General features: G+C 76.4%; 1 pseudogene. It reads right to left on the minus strand.

The window, feature by feature from the left end:
* Positions 1-310, minus strand: a pseudogene (locus FNQ90_RS26510) (M48 family metalloprotease); the annotation flags it as partial.
* Between the last annotated feature and the right edge of the window lie 151 nt (positions 311-461).

Consider the following 461-nt stretch of genomic DNA (forward strand, 5'->3'; position numbering starts at 1 on the left):
GTTCGGCCAACTCCTCCACCAGCCGCCACAGTCCGGGGGCATCGGAGCGGCGCAGCGGAACGCTGCCCGGCGGGTGCTCCTCCGCCCGGCTGACGGTGACGACGCCGTGGACCAGGGCGAACACCGCCGGGATGCCGGCGCCGAGGGCGAGCGCCCAGGGACCGGCCCGGTACGGGGCCGCCACCACCATCCACAGGGACACCAGAACGAGGACGAGGGTCAGCGCCACCAGCGTGAACGCCAGCGCGTAGAACCCGGCGAGCAGCCCCACGGCGAGCACGCCCCGCACCCACACCCGGGCGGTGGTCACCGCCGTGCCCCCGGGGCCGGGCCGGGGCACCCGCCCCGGCGTGTCCGTAACCCTCTCACCGCCGTCCGCGCCCACACCGATGCCTCCATCCCGGAGTCCTTCCTCACCCGGCCGGCCCCCACGCCCGGAGGTGCCCCCTCCGGTTTTCCGG

The sequence above is a fragment of the Streptomyces alkaliphilus genome (genome assembly GCF_014141535.1).
Lineage (GTDB): Bacteria > Actinomycetota > Actinomycetes > Streptomycetales > Streptomycetaceae > Streptomyces > Streptomyces alkaliphilus.